Origin of the sequence: Paraflavitalea soli (assembly GCF_003555545.1) — a bacterium.
GTDB lineage: Bacteria > Bacteroidota > Bacteroidia > Chitinophagales > Chitinophagaceae > Paraflavitalea > Paraflavitalea soli.
This window is the reverse complement of sequence record NZ_CP032157.1, coordinates 2,346,948-2,362,357: the sequence shown is the minus strand read 5'-3', so window position 1 is coordinate 2,362,357 and position 15,410 is coordinate 2,346,948. Positions and strand designations below refer to the sequence as shown.

The window sequence follows — 15,410 nt, the reverse complement described above, 5'->3', positions numbered from 1 at the left end:
CGCCGCAGATAAAAAAAGGGCCGGGCCTTCCTGATACGCATTATTTTTATTGTAATGCCTACAGTTAAACAGGTGAAACAAAACAACCCGGTGAGACCGGGTCGTTTTGTTCAGTACTGTAAGGAGTATGTGCCAGATGGGGCGGCCAGCTTATGGTGTTTTGCTCCTGGCTGCCAATTCAATGACATCGGCTGTCTCTTTGGCTTTTGACATAAAAATAACATGGCTGCCGGCTAATGCGGTCACTTTTGCCCCTGCTCTTTTGTACATGGTGCGTTGAATATCGGGGTTGATGCTTTTGTCTTCGGTGGCCAGGATGGCGAAGGAGGGTTTCGTTTTCCAGGCGGCCTCGGTCAAGGGGGTGACAAAGGACTGGGCGGCGATGGGTCCCTGGGAAGCATACATGAAATCGGTGGTTGCTTTGGGCAGATCAGCTGCAAAACCTGCCTGGAATTTCTGTTTGTCATAATACACATATCCTTTTTCATCGGGAGGAAGGATGCCGTTCTCGGGTGCAGGGGGAGCGGTTTTGATGAGGTCGAGGGTGGTCTCCTTTACATCGGGTACAAAGGCGGCTACATATACCAGGGCTGCCACTTTGGGATGAACACCGGCCTGGGTGATCACGGAGCCACCCCAGGAGTGACCTACCAATACTACAGGGCCATCCTGCTTGTCCAATATACGGTTGGTAGCGGCCACATCATCGGCCAGGGAGCTTAATGGATTTTGAACAATGGTCACGTTGTACCCATGCTTTGTAAGGGCTTCATATACGGCCTGCCATCCGGAACCATCGGCAAAAGCGCCATGAACGATCACAATATTTTTAATGGCTGTTGGTGTTTGTGCGTTTGACATAACTGTACTGGTTAAAAGTGAAAAGAATAATAAACCTGCATTGAAGATCTTTTTCATGTTGTTATTATTAAATAGTGAAATAAGGTTTAAAACTTAAGCTGGGCGGTGCCGGCTGCAAACAGTATGTTTTTGCCGATGCCCGTGTCGTGTAAAAAATCACTGGCTTTGAACCAGGTAAATTCGCAACGGAAATACAGGAACCTGTTGGGTATGTATTCGAGGTGTGTTGAATACTGGCGCCCGATGGATCGCTGGCTGCTTTTTTTGCCTGAATAGATCAGGGCCACATTGGGTCCATAGATGCCATCGTTGCGGCTGTAGCGCCAAAAGATGTCATAGTCCATGTTGAAATATAACCCACGGGACAGATCGAGGGTAAGGGAAGGATGCAGGTCGACTAAATTGGCAGGACCTATGATGGACACCAGGCCAAAGTAACCTCCCCGGGGAAACAAGGGATTGAAGGTTTGCAATTTGTTGTCGCCGTATTGTGCATCTCCGCTGATCAGCTCTGTTTTTATACCTGGCTCGGGCTTAAGTGGTGTATTGGCAAACTTATAACTGGTGTTGACTGAAAAGGTCCAGGCAGTGATCTGTTTGCCCGCGAAGTCGCCCCATTGATACAGACCTTCGATATCGTATTTCCAGAACCGTTGGGTATCCCAGAACCTGCCGCCAATGGAATGCCTTAATTCCTTTCCCATGCCATCATCGAATTTTGCATTCTTTTTCCACAAGCCGAAGTAATAGAGATCGGCATTGCGGAGCAGTGGCACCTTGTTTTTGACGAGGTATGCACCCCAGAACCGGGTATGGTTGGCAAAGCCATCATCAAAGATCTGCTGCTTTGACTGGACAAAACGGGAATAGAACAGCTGGGCATTCCAGTTAGGGCGGGCATAGATCAACCGGGCGGCATCGAAGGCCTGCCTGTTATTGGGCCCATCGCGAACGGCCACCAATCGTTGTGATCCGTACAGTAATTCCTGGCGACCGATCCTGATGGTCAATGCCTGTGCCTGGCGCCCGGTGAAAGCTATATCTGCGAAAGCCTGGTGCAGGTCCAGTTGGTTTTCATCGACGGGGGAGGGCGGCGTTAGTTTTCCGTTGGCAAAACTGCTTTGCAATTGAACAAAGGTCCGGAAGTGTTTACCGGCATGAAAGTCGGCATGGGCCAGGTAGCGGGTAAGGATGAATCCATCATTGTCTTTGGGGGATTCGCCCCAGTTCTCATTGGTGAACCGCTGGTATTGGTACCTGATATCGCCTCCCATACTGAGGTAGATGCCGCGGTCCTTTGACAGGGCCCTGAACTTGGTGGTGGTATACCAGTTCCTGCTGCTGTCTTGGGGCAGGAGGGTATAATCCTCCTCGTACCTCAGTTGTTTAAAAGCAGGTATGTTTTGGGCGTTGCTGCTAAAGAGCCCTAATAGGCATAGTAGCAGGGCGTTTATTTGTTTTATCACCGGGGTATTATTTAGCCAGGAAGAAATCCAACAGATCTTTTTGCACCTGGGCGGTATTCTCCTGTACGATCCAATGCCCGGCCCCTTTGATATTGGAGCCTTTTACATTTTCTGCCACCAGTTTGCAGTGATCGACCAGGAAGGCGGCGCCAAAGTATTCGCCACCCATGGCGAGCAAGGGCATTTTGAGTTTGGTTTTCATGAACACTTTATTGTCCAGGGCATCCTGGTCAAATGCGCCAAACCAGTGGAAGGCGCCGGTTGTACCGCCTTTAACGGCATAAGCCCGTACAAACTCATTGACCTCCTGGGGTGTGAATGCATCTTTTACGTGACCTACCACGGGCCAGAAATTTGTGAGGAAGAGGCGTTCTTGCCCGGCCACGAGTTCGCCGGAAGCGGGGAAGCCAAAGAAGCCAAACCACCAGGCGCCGGCTTTCACCTGGCTCCAAACGGGTTCTACACCAGGCAGCAAGGCATCCATCAGGGCCAGTTTGCTTACCTCACCGGAGAATTGAGCTGCATAGGCGTAGGCTACCATGAGTCCAATGTCGTGGCCGGCCAGGTTGATGTGTTCATATCCCAATTGTTTTACCAGTCCGTGAATAGCAGCAGCCATGGTTTTCTTATCGTAACCGCTATCGGGCTTGCCGGATTCACCCAGGCCCGGCAGGTCGGGTGCTATGACGGTAAAGTGTTTGGAGAACCCGGGCAGCAGGCGGTTCCACATAAACCAGTTCTGTCCGAAGCCATGTAATAACACGAGTGGTTCGCCGGTGCCGCCGATCACATAGTGAATGTCGAGGCCGTTTACTTTTGCCACCGCATGTTTGAAGTTGGCAGGGGGCGCGGCTGGCTGCATAGTGGAAACATTGCTGTTGGTGTCGGCAGTTATAACAGCCGGTGCTGTTGTCTCTTTGGGTGTACTGTTGCAGGCAGCCAGGAGGCTTGCGATAATAAATACTGAGATTAGTTGTTTCATGATCTGCATTGTTTTAGATGATATGTGAAGGTTTGTTGTTAAGGGTGTTGAATTGGATTGGAGAAGCTTCTTTAGATCAGGGTGAGCCGCCCAGCTATGCGGCGGGCAGGGTGAGCCGCCCTTGAAGGGCGACCCACCCTTGAAGGCGACCCACCCTTAAGAGCGACCCACCCTTAAGGGCGACCCACCCTGAGACAAGCTCAGCTGACATCAGGGTAGTTTGTTGAGCCAGTCCAGGATATAACCGGCATCTTCCTTCCAGGTGGGCTGGCCTAATACAAAGTGGTTCCTGCCCGGGAAGGTGGCATAATCGGTGATGGAATTGCTCTTCTTGTATTTCCGGTAATTGGCGTAATTGAGTGAGGCGGGTATGGTATGGTCGTCACTGCCGGATATGAGTAACAAGGGGGCATGGGGATTTTCGAAGTGGACCCTGGCTGCTTTTGTGATGGTGTCTCTTACGATGAGCTTGGATTCGGGAATGGCAAAGCGGTAATAGGCTTCTTTCTGTGCCTCACAATCCATGCGGTTGGTGAAAGCATATTTCCATTGGGTGAAAGACATGAGGAAGGATTGCCGGGTGGAAGTAAAGAATCCCAGGGGACCCCAGCCGGCTTTCAGAAAGGAGAACCGGAACGTGAATATTCCCTGCGGCGGTGCGGAATGGATCGCAACGCCTGCGCTGCCCAATCCTCTTTGCAATAATAGCTGCACGATCAACCCGCCAATAGAATGACCGATGAGGATGGGCTTACCGGGGAGTTGGCGTACGATTGAATCATAGTGATCGGTTATTGCCGGAAGCCGGTTGGCTGCTATATCTTTGTTGGGGTGACTCATCCGCAGGGTTTCTGCTGAAGCGGCTTTATGTGGCCAGGGTGGTGCGATGGTTGGGTAACCTTTGCTTTCAAAATAGGTCTTCCAATCATCCCAGCAACTGTGGTGCACAAAAGCGCCGGTAATAAAGACGACTGTTGGTGAAGGTGTTTTTTCCATAAGCGTTGAGTAGGATGAACCTATACCAATTACCCTACCTATTTTGTAAGTGAGTGCAATTCAATAATTTGTTGAAATACCTGTTTGGTGCGGACCGTGACATTTCCCGGTTTGATGAAAAAGGGCCGTGACATTTCACGGTGTATTATGTATAATTTTAAGTCAAGAGGGGTTCCGGATGTTAAAAACGTTTCTAGGTGTTTTATGGATGATCGTAATGGCTGCGCCAACTAAGGCTCAGTTGCCAGCTGGTTTGTCGCAGAATGAATTGCGCCACCGGTTACAGAAAAGTAAACCCGATAGCAACCGGATCTTACTGCTGCAAAGGCTGGGCAGTACTTACCTCCAGGAGGAATACAATGATGTAAGGTCATCGATGATAGATACGGCCATCGATATTTTTAAACAGGGTAGCCGGCTAAGTGATTCCCTTCAATTGAAGCGATTTTGGAAAGAGTGCAGGTTATTGGAAGGCGACGCTCACCTTGCTAAAATGGAAACAGCGGCGGGGATCAGCATTTTTTCTGAAATAGCTGCTATTTACCACGCAGAAGGCGATACGTTAAGAGAGGGACAAGCCTGGCTGCGGCTTGCACAGCAGATGAGCTGGGAGCAGCCATACTTCGTTACCATCCAGGTATATTATGATAAGGCCATTCAATTATTCCAACAGGTGCGCTATAGTAAAGGCGAAGCCGCCGCCAGGGTCTCCATGGCAGATTATCTTTTTAGTGCAAACAAATTTAATGAGGCAGAAAAGGAATTGCTGCAGGCTATTGACCTGCATCATCAAACAGGTAGTACCAAAGTTTCTCTCATATATCTATCACTTTCCCAGATCAACAGGTACCGCGGGGCCTACGAAAAATCACTATTATACGCAAGGAAATCTGTTGACAATGCCGTTCGATACCATGATACCGCAATTGTTGATGCGTATTATGGTGAGTTGGCGCTGGTGCTGGATGAACTTAACCGTTGTGAAGAAAGCAGTCAATGGTACCGAAAAGCACTCACCATAAGGATAGCACGAAATTTCGACCGGTACAATTTATATAAAACAGCAGGTTTACTGATCAGGCAATTGGTAAAATTAAATAAAGGCAGGGAGGCCCTGGCTTTGACCGATAGCATGGTGGCGATGAATCCACCGAAAGCCCTGTTTGAAAAGGCCCTTGTGATGCAAAACTATGCTAATTGTTATGAGGGATTAAAACTTTACCCGCAGGCAGAGCAATATTACAATTCCATGGCGACCTACTATCGGAAAGCTCCCCTCAATGCTGAAGTGGTTTTTGTGGGCAACCTGGATATTGGCAGGTTCTATTTGCAACGTGGGCAGTTTGCCAAAGCACATACGTACCTGGATTCAGCTTTGGCCTATGGAGGGGCACGTTTGGTAGACCAAAGGGAATTGCATCATATGCTGTTTGCTGCCGACTCGGCGCTCGGCAATTATACCGCTGCCATCAAAGACCTGCAACAATACCAGCTGCTCAACGATTCGATCTACAATGAAAGAAAAAGCAGGCAGATCGAAGAGCTGACGATCCAATACGAAACAGACAAAAAGGAACAAAACATCCGGTTGCTGGAAAAAGAAACCCGGCTTCAACATACGGAGTTGGCCAAAGAGAAAAGCACCCGGCGCTGGATACTGGGGGTGGCGCTGCTGCTGATCATCATTGTAGCGCTGTTGGTGAATTATGCCCGGTTGAAGCAGCGGACCAATAGCAAACTGCAGGTGCAGCAGCTACAGATTGAAAAGAAGAATGATACGCTGGAGCACCTGGTAGAAGAAAAAGAATGGCTGGTGCGGGAGATCCACCACCGGGTAAAGAATAATTTCCAGATCGTGATGGCCCTGCTGCGTACGCAATCGGCTTACCTGCAGGGAGAGGAAGCGATACAGGCGGTAGCAGAAAGCCGGCAGCGCATCCAGGCAATGTCGCTGGTGCACCAGAAACTATATCAATCGGATAACTTATCTGCCATACATATGGCAGACTATATCCATGAACTGATCGATTGCCTGAAGGATAGTTTTAGTACGGGCAATAGCATACAATTTAACCTGCAGATCGACGCGGTAAAACTGGATATTGCGCATTGCATTCCGCTGGGACTTATTTTGAATGAAGCGATCACGAATGCTATTAAGTATGCTTTTCCGGATAAGCAGGAAGGGACCATTGATGTATCCCTGAAAAGAGGCGCCCAGGATCATTTTACGCTTATCATTAAAGATAACGGGGTAGGCCTGCCGGCATCATTTGACAGTGCCAACCAGAGTTCTATGGGCATGAAAATGATGCGGGGGCTGAGTGGCGATCTTGATGGCAGGTTGCAGGTAAACAATAACAACGGTACTGAAATACGGCTTGACTTTGTTAGTGAAGCGTGATAAACCAACTGAACATGAAAGAACAGATTCTTATTGTAGAGGACCAGTTTGTGGAAGCGGAAGACCTGCGGCTGTTGCTGGAGCAGGCGGGATATGGTGTGACGGGCATTGCACGTTCTGTGCTGCAGGCGCAGGAGATGATCCGGAACAAAAGGCCAGACTTTGTATTGCTGGATATTTTTCTAAAGGGAAAACAAACGGGGATCGATCTCGCCCAATTGCTGGCTATTGACAACATCCCCTTTGTATACCTGTCGGCCAATTCAAATGAAGAGGTGCTGAATGCTGCCAAGCAAACGCATCCCTATGGTTTTATTGTAAAACCTTACCGGGAAAAGGACCTGCTGGTGACGCTGGAAATAGCGCGGTACCGCCGTGCGCACAGCGTGGAAGCAAAATATTATAAGGAGACGGAGTTGCGCAAACTATTGAAGGCGATCATCGGCGGCAGCGGCACCTGGGCGCAGAAGCTGTTGGCGGTTACCTCGGCGTTGCAATCATATATTCCTTTTGATTTCCTGGTGGCCGGTTTTGATAACCTTCAACAACCGCATTTTAAGGGGTTGTGTTTTTTACGGATCGGGTTTGATGAATACCAGGTGATCGGTGCGCAGGAGTTGTGTACGATCACGGGTAAGTCGATAGCGGAACTGGTGGCGTTGCAGGGAGGCAGTTCGTCGGTGCAAGAGGCGGTCTATTTTGACGATGCGGCTTTTCAACATATTTGCCGGCAGCCTTCGCTGCGGCAATTGTTTGCTGATACTTTCCAGTTGCGGTCGAACCTGGAAATGCCGATGCGCATCCTGGACCGGAAATCATTCAGTTTTTGTTTGTACAGTCGCAGGCCGGATGCCTATACGGTGGAGCAGTTGGAGTTGTTTGAAAGGATCCAGTTCTCGCTGATCCAAACGATCGAGCAATTGCTGGAGGGGGAGATTACAGAGCAGGCTTCCACTCAGCCGGCCGGGGCTGCAACCATTGAGAACACGCATACTGAAGCGGGATTTGAAGGCATCGTGGGTAAAAGCCATCTCCTGTTGCATGTATTTGACCATATCAAACAGGCGGCTCCTTCCGATACTTCGGTGCTTATCCTGGGAGAAAGCGGCACGGGCAAAGAAATGATCGCCAACTGTATTCATAACCTGTCGGCGCGTAAAGGCAAACCGTTTGTTAAGCTGAACTGTGCGGCCCTGCCTGCCACGCTGATCGAATCTGAATTGTTTGGCCATGAGAAAGGGGCTTTTACGGGGGCGCATGAAAGAAGGATCGGGAAGTTTGAAAGGGCTGATAAGGGAACGATCTTTCTGGATGAGATCGGAGAGATGCCGATGGAATTGCAGGTGAAATTGCTAAGGGTATTGCAGGAGCGGGAAATAGAAAGGGTTGGGGGAAGGGATACGATCAACGTGGATGTGCGCTTCCTGGCTGCTACGAACAAGAACCTGGAGAAAGAAGTGGCAGAGGGGCGTTTCAGATTGGACCTGTACTACCGGTTGAATGTTTTCCCGATCACCTTGCCTGCCTTGCGTGAGCGCCAGGAAGATATTCCTGCGCTGGCCTATCATTTTATGAAGCAGTATAGTCAAAAGGCCGGTAAAAAGATCAGTGGCATATCGGAGCAGGTGTTGTTGAAGATGATGGCTTACCACTGGCCGGGCAATATTCGTGAACTGGAACATTTGATCGAGCGCAGTGTGCTGCTGACCAAAGGGGGGACCATTGAAGAGATACTATTGCCGGCCGTTGAAAAAAAGGAGGGCAGGGCTATTGTTGAAGAAGCTGCGTTGAAAACGATCGTAGAAAACGAAAGGGACTATATCCTTTCTGTATTGCGCAAATGTCATGGCAGGATATGGGGGCCAGGCGCTGCTGCCGAGATACTGAATATTAATCCTTCCACGCTGAAGTCGAAAATGAAGAAACTGGGGATCAAGAAAGAGTACATTAAATAGCACCGTGCTAACCCAATAAAAGATATGCATTGGTTACCCTGGCGGGGTCCATCCTATTGGCTTATGTGAGCCTGAAATGGTTTGATGAACCCGTGCGGGCGTGGCTTCGGAGGAAGCTGCGGTTAGTGCGCTTTCTCCAGACTATCCATTGAAGATTGAATAGCTGTTAGCCGGGCATGAACGGCTCCGAGTTGCTTCTTTGTAGCCGCTGCACTGTCGTATTCGCTTTTTTGCAGGTAACTGCCGATGCTATCGTGCAAATGATTAGCACTATCCAATAACAATTTTCGTTCGTTCAAGAGGTTTGTCATTGCTCCATTGCGATTGCATCCGCAGGCTAACAGCATAAGAAAGCTCAATACAGCTGAATATTTCATATAAATGTTTTGTTAACGTTGGCAACATCGTTTCCTACTGCTGTTGTTGATGAAACTTTAAAGCCAGTGATACCGGCACCCTGTCTTCCAGCAACTCGTTTTTCACCAGTCCAATTACACTGCCTGACTGGTATGTGATCCCCCATTTTGTACGGTCTATTGTGAGGGAGGCTGTGGCAACAATATCCTCCCCCTGCCTGACAAGGGTAGCCGGAAATTGGATCTCCTGGGTAATGGCCCGCAAGGTCAGTAGCCCGGTAATATAAAAAGAAGTAGAATCGCCGGGGGCTCTAATTGCTTTGGTTAATTTAAACGTACCCCTGGGATATTTCTTCACATCAAAGAAGTCGGGGTCTTTCAGGTGTGATACCACTCCGTTATCGCTGCTTGTGTCGTTCTTGTCGGTAAGGGTAATCGTATTCATATCCAGTTCAAAATAGCCTCCTGTAATAGTGCCGTTGGCATCGAAACCCAGGGTGCCCGACAGGGGCTTGATGTAACCCTGGTGTCCGTTTCCGCCCACGACATGCATGCCTTTCCAATTGACAAAGCTTTGTGGTATAACCAGGGAATAGGTCATCACAGTTCCTGCGGGGGGAGCAGGCGCCAGCGCTGTAACAGCCAGTGTTGGGGCAGGTGCAGCAATGGCCGCTACCGAACGATCGCGCCAGGCGATGGCGCCGGTGAGGCACAAGAGGACGCAGGCGAAAAATACAATTGACCGCATAAGAGGTTGATTTATTTGATGATGATAGAGAAACAAAGAAGCCCGGGGTTGTGGATGCAAACCTATGAAGCCCGTGCGCAGGAGTGGTAAAAGGGTGGTAAAAACTTTGTAAACGAATGTAAAAAACGCTGTAATCAGTGACTACAGCGTTTGAAAGTGCCCGGGACAGGAAAGTAAGGGTAGGCTGCCCGGTCTATTGTCCCTGTTTTACCGGAGTAACGGACACGGGTATCAATCCATGTGCTTTTTTGTGTGTCTTTACCACATCGCCGGCTTCGGTAGCCTGTGAAAGACATAGCACCATACCGCGTTGCTCGTCTACCCAATAATTGATGAAGTTGACGCCAAACTGCTGCTGTACCTGCAAATCTTTTTCATGGGCGGCGGCCACATCGGACGCTTTCACATTACCAGCCCCCAGTTCATGAATATCGAGGAAGTAAGTCTTACCTGCTTTTTCCTTTCCGGCTTTACCGTCTTTCACGGGCATGATCTCTGCAGGCAGCAAGCCATGAGCTTCCTGGTGCGTTTGCCGGATAGCTGCCGTGTCGGGTGCGCTGGATAAACAATATACGAGGCCTTGTTTTTCATCTACCCAGTATTTGATAAAGCGTACCTGGTACTTGTTCTGCACCGCCAGGTCTTTCTGATGGGCGGCGGCCACATCAGCGGCTTTTACCTGGCCGGCGGGGAGACGGTGAATGTCGAGGTAAAGATCGCTGGCTGCTGTGTTGGACTGCGCCTGTATATGCTGTGAACAGCTACCAGCTAATAAAGCTGCAATAATCAATTGTTTCATGTTGGTGATTTTAAAAGTTAAACATTAATGGAGGTGCACATTGGGGTTGGTGGGGGTAAAAACGCCCAGCGGGTTGTACTCAAATACCCAGGCGTGCAGCAGCCATAGGTTGAAGGTGGTGCTGTAGGTCCAGGTGTCGGCGCCACCGTCGAAGCCTTCCGGCGCCTTGTTGGGCATCAGTGGAATGGGCACGGCATACTCGATGGCCACCAGGGCTGTGTCGCCGTTGTGCTGTTTGTTGTACACCAGTATCTCCGGTTTTTTAGGATCGAACACGGTATCGGCCAGCGCGGCTTTCATGTAATGGAAGCCCATGTTTTGGGTCACCACGTTGATGTCTGCATACCCATCGGCAATGGCAGCCTTGAGGGAGCGGTAACGCATGGTGGCGTCTCTGGCTTCCTTCAGTTGCTGTACGGCCGTAGCCGGCAGGTTGGGTACATACTTTTCAATAACATCATCGCCGGAGGTGGGATTACCGGTATGATCTTTTTTGCAGGCTGTCATCATGAGCAGCAGGCTGGCGACGGATGAGGCAATCAATAGCTTCTTCATCCTGTTTGATGAAACTTTCATGGTTATACTTTATGGTTTAAAAAATGAATGGACTATTGTCAGCAATCATCGAGGCCGAAGGAAGGCCAGGGTATATGGCCTTCCGCAGTGACGGGGTCTGCCCGCGCCATCACTTCATAGATGGCGTCGGCCGGTATTCCTACCAGCGTAGCATGTTCGCGGATGGCCTGCTCGTCGGCCGCGATGTACAGGCAAAACCACTTATCGGCAGTCACCCAGGACTCTACCCATTGGATACGATGACTCATTTGCGTAATGACCTCAAAGGAGGAGCGGGCTATCTTTTGCAGGGACCGGGTAGTAAGCGCTCCTGAACCCGGCACCACTCTTTCGATAATATATTTCGGCATGTGTTGTTCGTTTTTCGTATCGCAAACCTACTATGGTTTGCAGGCGTTAAGGGGGCCGCTTTTCCCAGCGGCGGCATATTTCTTCCGAAAGGAGTAGGGCCGCCATGAATATTTGGGTGGTGGGAAACAACCAACGGCAGGCCCCGGATCATGAACGGCGGGCCTGGTGCTCCTGGTGACGGGCCTGGTTGGGGATGGCGGGTGGTAAGACGATCTGCTGCGCGGTAATTAGTAACTTAGTGGTCACCCCAGGTGTCCATGAATAAAGTATTATTACTCTTATCAGCCATCTTATTGTTGCGGGCCGGTACCGGCCTGTCGCAATCATTGCAGAGCAGTGATTTTGCCCAGTATACTACGGAGCAGGGATTGTCGCACAATGGGGTGATGGGGATAGCAGAGGACTCCACGGGTTTTTTATGGATCGCTACGCGGTCGGGATTGAATCGTTTTAATGGCCACCGTTTTTTACAATACCATAGCACGGACGATGCCAGCTCGCTGCCATCGGAAGAACTGATGGGGGTATGCAGACTCGACGATCACCAGCTTGCCGTGGTAGGATCGGGCGTACACATCGTCAATACGAAAACAGGCCAGCGCCGGAACCTCTTTATTCCCTATAAGGATCGCGGGTTGTCGTTCAAATTCAATATGACCTTGCAGGCGATCGGTGATGCAGCAGGCAACGTTTTCGTATTATCCAGGTCGGGGTTTTACCAATTTGCACAGGACAGCCTCGTATACCGGTTCGATTATTATCCTGATTCGCTTGTAGCGGTCAATCACCTTGTATTCGGCGGGAAGATGCTGGAACTGGACGATCACCGGCTGTTGATCACCAGTATTGACGGGCTTTACCTGTATGATAAATCCATCAAAGATCTTCATAAGCTGCGTGACAAAGAGATCCCTGCGCTGGCGCGTTTTCTTGCTTACCCGCGCATACCCTTCGGTTTTATACCAATAGCACCGGGCCAACTATTTGTGTACGACCCCGTGAACCGGCTGCTGCACTACCTGGATATGTGCCGTAACAATAATGCCCTGGTAAGCGCGCCCTGGCCCAAAGGGCTGGATGATGCCGGTTGGCGGTCCCGGCTGATCGCGCAGGATGATCATACGTTCCTGGTGACGCTGCAACAGGCCGGGCTGGCACAGATCCGTTTTGACAGGAACCATATTGACCCGCTGGTTATATCACCGGTGCCTGCACTTACCGCCTATGTATGCAACGATCTGTTGCTGGACCATGAGCGGCGCCTGCTGGTTGCCACCAACAAAGGATTGCTGCGTCAGCGGCTGTCTGCCTCCACGGTGCAAACGGGCAGGATGCCCGGATACAATCAATTGGCGGAAGCCGCTTTTGATGATGTGGTTACGCTGGGCGATAAAGTATATGCAGCCACCCGGGGATCGGGCCTCGCCGTGTACAATAAAACCAGCCTGCAGTTTGAAAAGCTCCTTCATTTTGCGACGGCCAATAGTCCGGGGCTTGACAATATTACCGCCTTATTACCGCTCCAGGATAAAACGATGGTGGTCGGAACGGCTACCATACCGTTCCTCTTCTATCCGCAAACGGGTGGCTATTCCGCCCTTATGCCACCGGACTGGACACCGCAGTATTGGGTACAAAATATTAACGGGGGCAAGCAGGATGATGTGTGGATCAGCGCACACCGTATTTACCGGTACCGGAGGTCCACCCGTTCCTTTGATAGCCTGCCGGGCCTGCCCAGGCTGCTGGATGCACCGGTGGCCATTGAAGAAGATGGGGAGGGAAATATCTGGATGGCCCGTCATGGCCTGGCGCGGTACAACAGGCGCCTGCAGCAATATGACCGCTACATCGATAGCTTCCCCTTTATCAAGATACCAGACAAACAGGTAGCTGCTTTCACGATCGACAGTCATCATACTATTTGGATCAGTGTGCAGAACAACGGCCTCGTTGCCTACTCGCCGCAAACAGGTGCCTTCCGGCATTTTACCAAAAGGAATGGTCTTCCCCATGATCAGCTCTCTGCATTGTATTACCTGAATGGCAAACTGTGGATGGCCGGATATTCGGGTATCTCTTCCATAGATATCAACAACTACGAGATACGTAATTACGGACCGGAGGATGGATTTCCGGCGGCTCCGGTCAACATAGGTTCGCGGTTTTATTATGACAGCGTGGATCACCTGCTCTACATCGGATTTGCCGATGTGATTGCGCGCTTCGATCCTTCGGTGATTGCGGGGACTGCCGTGGCGCCCAGGATCTTTATTGAACAGGTAATGACCGGTGGCGGTCCTTCCACCTATCTGCCCGGTAATGCCGTCTTCACTTCCTGGAACAGGCGGCAGCTGAACATTGCTATCGGCACCATCAATTTTTTTGATGGGGCCACGCAGCGGTATGCTTACCGGCTGGCTGATGGGGAAGAGGGCGCCTGGATAGACCTTGGCACAACCTCTTCCTTTACGATATCGGGTCTGTCGCCGGGGCGGCACCGGCTGGAGGTGCGCGTAAGCCCGGACAGCCATCGCTGGCCGGCCCAGGTGGCCACGCTCGACATCAACGTGGCAGGACCGTTCTGGCTCAGCACCTGGTTTATGATCGTCAGTGGGCTGGTGCTGGGGTGGCTCATCTATGCGCTGGTACTCTGGCGTACCTCGGTGGCGCGTAAAAAGGAAATGGTCAACACGCAGATGGAGAAACTGCGGGCAGAGGATTACAAGGCGCAGTTTGAACTGGAACAGATCACCCATTATTTTTCCACCTCCCTGGCCGGCAAAAGAACGGAAGACGAAATATTGTCGGATGTGGCGGAAAGACTGATCGGTGGCCTGCATTATGAGGATTGCATCATCTATTTGTGGAACCGGGATAAGACCAGGCTGGTACAGCGCGCAGCGTATGGACCAAAAAGTGTGAATGGGGTGGTGAAGACTACCGGCTTTACTGTGAGCCCGGGCCAGGGCATTGTGGGCCATGTGGTCACTACCGGCAAGCCCCTTGTTGTGCATGACACCCGGAAAGACGCGCGCTACCGGGTGGATGATTGTTTCCGGTTGAGCGAACTAACGGTTCCCATCATCCACAACGGCGAACTGCTGGGTGTGATCGATAGTGAGCATAGTGAGGCCCACTATTTCAATGACCGGCATGTGAAAATGATGACAACGATTGCCACCCTGTTGGGCAACACCCTTAAACAGCTGGAAGCTGACCGATCCCTGCAGGCCAAGCAACAGGAGCTGGCGGGTATTAATGAACAACTTGCAGAAGCCCGCCTGTCTGCCCTGCAGGCGCAGATGAACCCGCATTTTGTGTTCAATGCGCTGAACAGCATCAAGCGGATGATCCTTGATGCCGACAATGATACCGCTTCACGATACCTCAGCAAGTTTGCGCTGATGATCCGCATGACGTTGGAACATTCCAAAGAAACCTTCGTTACGCTGCACGATAATATCCAATACCTCAAAGCCTATCTGGACATGGAGCGGCTTCGCTTTGACCATACCTTCAGTTATGGCATTGATGTGAAGGAGTCTGTCGATGCGGCGGATCTATTGTTCCCTTCTATGATGATACAGCCGTTGGTGGAAAACGCTATCTGGCATGGCCTACTGCCTGCGGAGGGGGAAAAAAGGATACTCGTATGTTTCCAGGTATCGGATCAACGGCTGCGGTGCATTATCCAGGACAATGGCATCGGCATCCGCCAGGCGGAACAAATGCGCCGGGAGAGCCGGGCTGTACACCGGTCGGTTGGCCTGGAAAACCTACGCAAAAGGATCCATATCCTCAATGAAAAATACCATACGGCCTGTACCTTGTCGATCACAGACCTGCGTGAAGCGGGCGGACCACAGACTGGTACCAGGGCCGTCCTGGAATTGAATATCATAACGGCTTAAAC

11 protein-coding genes and 1 pseudogene are annotated in these 15,410 nt (G+C 50.7%); 3 read left to right on the top strand and 9 right to left on the bottom strand.

What is annotated here, in order from left to right:
* Nucleotides 1-150: 150 nt before the first annotated feature.
* The 4 genes and pseudogenes from D3H65_RS08820 to D3H65_RS08805 all read right to left on the bottom strand — a co-directional run bounded on the left by D3H65_RS08820 (nucleotide 151) and on the right by D3H65_RS08805 (nucleotide 4,305).
* Nucleotides 151-918, bottom strand: coding sequence for an alpha/beta hydrolase (locus D3H65_RS08820; RefSeq protein ID WP_119049961.1), 768 nt, complete (start codon nucleotides 916-918; stop codon nucleotides 151-153).
* Nucleotides 919-947: 29 nt separating this feature from the next.
* Nucleotides 948-2,084: pseudogene (locus D3H65_RS08815) on the bottom strand (alginate export family protein); the annotation flags it as partial.
* 250 nt (nucleotides 2,085-2,334) lie between these two features.
* The gene (locus D3H65_RS08810) at nucleotides 2,335-3,309 is read right to left on the bottom strand and encodes an alpha/beta fold hydrolase (RefSeq protein ID WP_119054439.1); all 975 of its coding nucleotides are present in this window, start codon (nucleotides 3,307-3,309) and stop codon (nucleotides 2,335-2,337) included.
* A 210-nt stretch (nucleotides 3,310-3,519) separates the two neighbouring features.
* Entirely contained in the window at nucleotides 3,520-4,305 is a 786-nt protein-coding gene (locus D3H65_RS08805; RefSeq protein ID WP_119049960.1) for an alpha/beta hydrolase, read from the bottom strand.
* Nucleotides 4,306-4,483: 178 nt separating this feature from the next.
* On the opposite strand from D3H65_RS08805, the gene D3H65_RS08800 reads away from it, so the two are divergent.
* Nucleotides 4,484-6,709, top strand: a complete 2,226-nt coding sequence (locus D3H65_RS08800; RefSeq protein ID WP_119049959.1) for a tetratricopeptide repeat-containing sensor histidine kinase — start codon at nucleotides 4,484-4,486, stop codon at nucleotides 6,707-6,709.
* 14 nt (nucleotides 6,710-6,723) lie between these two features.
* Nucleotides 6,724-8,664, top strand: coding sequence for a sigma 54-interacting response regulator (locus D3H65_RS08795; protein WP_119049958.1), 1,941 nt, complete (start codon nucleotides 6,724-6,726; stop codon nucleotides 8,662-8,664).
* 122 nt (nucleotides 8,665-8,786) lie between these two features.
* Here the strand turns inward: D3H65_RS08795 and D3H65_RS32865 are convergent, their stop codons facing one another.
* From D3H65_RS32865 to D3H65_RS08775, 5 genes are all read right to left on the bottom strand, one after another.
* Nucleotides 8,787-8,975, bottom strand: coding sequence for a hypothetical protein (locus tag D3H65_RS32865; protein ID WP_162915499.1), 189 nt, complete (start codon nucleotides 8,973-8,975; stop codon nucleotides 8,787-8,789).
* Nucleotides 8,976-9,075: 100 nt separating this feature from the next.
* Nucleotides 9,076-9,768: a YceI family protein gene (locus D3H65_RS08790; protein ID WP_119049957.1), complete on the bottom strand. Its 693-nt coding sequence runs from the start codon at nucleotides 9,766-9,768 to the stop codon at nucleotides 9,076-9,078.
* A gap of 193 nt (nucleotides 9,769-9,961) precedes the next feature.
* On the bottom strand, nucleotides 9,962-10,567 hold the full coding sequence (locus D3H65_RS33160) for a DUF4242 domain-containing protein (protein ID WP_211345651.1): 606 nt from the start codon (nucleotides 10,565-10,567) through the stop codon (nucleotides 9,962-9,964).
* A 24-nt stretch (nucleotides 10,568-10,591) separates the two neighbouring features.
* On the bottom strand, nucleotides 10,592-11,143 hold the full coding sequence (locus D3H65_RS08780) for a hypothetical protein (RefSeq protein ID WP_162915498.1): 552 nt from the start codon (nucleotides 11,141-11,143) through the stop codon (nucleotides 10,592-10,594).
* 38 nt (nucleotides 11,144-11,181) lie between these two features.
* Entirely contained in the window at nucleotides 11,182-11,493 is a 312-nt protein-coding gene (locus D3H65_RS08775; protein ID WP_119049955.1) for a DUF4242 domain-containing protein, read from the bottom strand.
* A 258-nt stretch (nucleotides 11,494-11,751) separates the two neighbouring features.
* Between D3H65_RS08775 and D3H65_RS08770 the strand changes: the two genes are divergently transcribed.
* On the top strand, nucleotides 11,752-15,408 hold the full coding sequence (locus tag D3H65_RS08770; RefSeq protein ID WP_119049954.1) for a sensor histidine kinase: 3,657 nt from the start codon (nucleotides 11,752-11,754) through the stop codon (nucleotides 15,406-15,408).
* Nucleotides 15,409-15,410: the final 2 nt, after the last annotated feature.